A 2,500-nucleotide genomic window follows, 5' to 3' on the forward strand; every position below is an offset into this window, starting at 1 on the left:
TTTAGAAGCCTGGCGATGACCTACTCTCGCATGGGGAAACCCCAAACTACCATCGGCGATGACACGTTTCACTTCTGAGTTCGGGATGGGATCAGGTGGTTCCATGTCTCTATGGTCGCCAGGCAAACTGGCTTGGCTAAATGAGATGTCTTACGCACTTTCGTGCCGCGTCATTTAATCCAAATAAGGTGGTAAATAAGCTGATATAAACAAGTTTTCTCTTATGTGTAAGTCGTCTCCAACCTACCTCGCAACAATCCGCTGCAGTTTTCTGATCTTTCTAGCTAGACCACTTAATTATATGGTCAAGCCTCACGAGCAATTAGTACAGGTTAGCTCAATGCCTCGCAGCACTTACACACCCTGCCTATCAACGTCCTGGTCTTGAACGGCTCTTTAGGGGGCTCAAGGCCCCAGGGAGATCTAATCTTGGAAGAGGCTTCCCGCTTAGATGCTTTCAGCGGTTATCCCGTCCGAACGTAGCTACCGGGCAATGCCACTGGCGTGACAACCCGAACACCAGAGGTTCGTCCACTTCGGTCCTCTCGTACTAGAAGCAGCTTTCCTCAAATCTCCAACGCCCACGGCAGATAGGGACCGAACTGTCTCACGACGTTCTGAACCCAGCTCGCGTACCACTTTAAATGGCGAACAGCCATACCCTTGGGACCGGCTTCAGCCCCAGGATGTGATGAGCCGACATCGAGGTGCCAAACACCGCCGTCGATGTGAACTCTTGGGCGGTATCAGCCTGTTATCCCCGGAGTACCTTTTATCCGTTGAGCGATGGCCCTTCCATACAGAACCACCGGATCACTATGACCTACTTTCGTATCTGCTCGACTTGTCAGTCTCGCAGTTAAGCGCGCTTATGCCATTACACTAACCGCATGATTTCCGACCATGCTTAGCGCACCTTCGTGCTCCTCCGTTACTCTTTGGGAGGAGACCGCCCCAGTCAAACTACCCACCACACAATGTCCTCGATCCAGATAATGGACCAGAGTTAGAACCCCAACAGTACCAGGCTGGTATTTCAAGATTGGCTCCACGTAAGCTAGCGCCTACGCTTCAAAGCCTCCCAGCTATCCTACACAAGTAATATCAGAGTCCACTGTGAAGCTATAGTAAAGGTTCACGGGGTCTTTCCGTCTAGCCGCGGGTATACGGCATCTTAACCGCAAATTCAATTTCACTGAGTCTCGGGTGGAGACAGCGTGGCCATCATTACGCCATTCGTGCAGGTCGGAACTTACCCGACAAGGAATTTCGCTACCTTAGGACCGTTATAGTTACGGCCGCCGTTTACCGGGGCTTCGATCAAGAGCTTCGCTTACGCTAACCCCATCAATTAACCTTCCGGCACCGGGCAGGCGTCACACCGTATACGTCCACTTTCGTGTTTGCACAGTGCTATGTTTTTGATAAACAGTTGCAGCCACCTGGTCACTTCGACTCCCCTCAGCTTACGGAGCAAGTCCGATCACCAGAGGGAGCGTACCTTCTCCCGAAGTTACGGTACCATTTTGCCTAGTTCCTTCACCCGAGTTCTCTCAAGCGCCTTGGTATTCTCTACCTGACCACCTGTGTCGGTTTGGGGTACGGTTTGTTATAACCTGAAGCTTAGAAGATTTTCTTGGAAGCATGGCATCAACGACTTCATCCAAAAGAGGACTCGTCATCGCTTCTCAGCCTTAGGGGACCGGATTTGCCTAATCCCCCAGCCTACGAGCTTAAACACGGACAACCAACGCCGTGCTCGCCTAGCCTACTCCGTCCCTCCATCGCAGTTATAACAAGTACGGGAATATTAACCCGTTTTCCATCGACTACGCATTTCTGCCTCGCCTTAGGGGCCGACTAACCCTGTCCTGATTAACATGGGACAGGAAACCTTGGTCTTCCGGCGGGGGGGTTTTTCACCCCCCTTGTCGTTACTCATGTCAGCATTCGCACTTCTGATACCTCCAGCAAACCTCTCGATTCACCTTCACAGGCTTACAGAACGCTCCTCTACCATGCGTGCAAGCACGCATCCGCAGCTTCGGTTACACATTTAGCCCCGTTATATCTTCCGCGCAGGCCGACTCGACTAGTGAGCTATTACGCTTTCTTTAAAGGGTGGCTGCTTCTAAGCCAACCTCCTAGCTGTCTAAGCCTTCCCACATCGTTTCCCACTTAATGTGTATTAGGGACCTTAGCTGGCGGTCTGGGTTGTTTCCCTCTTGACAACGGACGTTAGCACCCGCTGTCTGTCTGCCGTGATTGAACTCCTAGGTATTCGGAGTTTGCATGGGGTTGGTAAGTCGGGATGACCCCCTAGCCCAAACAGTGCTCTACCCCCTAGGGTTAGACACGACGCTCTACCTAAATAGATTTCGAGGAGAACCAGCTATCTCCGAGCTTGATTAGCCTTTCACTCCGATCCACAACTCATCCCCAAATTTTTCAACATTTGTGGGTTCGGTCCTCCAATGCCTGTTACGGCATCTTCAACCTG

At 51.5% G+C, this 2,500-nt stretch carries 2 rRNA genes (1 of these 2 cut by a window edge); both read right to left on the bottom strand.

Annotated elements, in window-relative coordinates:
* Window positions 1-7: 7 nt before the first annotated feature.
* Window positions 8-123, bottom strand: a 5S ribosomal RNA gene (gene rrf, locus O9X78_RS20270).
* Window positions 124-301: 178 nt separating this feature from the next.
* A 23S ribosomal RNA gene (locus O9X78_RS20275) occupies window positions 302-2,500 on the bottom strand; it runs 701 nt beyond the window's last position.

This window comes from Zhongshania aquatica (genome assembly GCF_027257955.1).
GTDB lineage: Bacteria > Pseudomonadota > Gammaproteobacteria > Pseudomonadales > Spongiibacteraceae > Spongiibacter > Spongiibacter aquatica.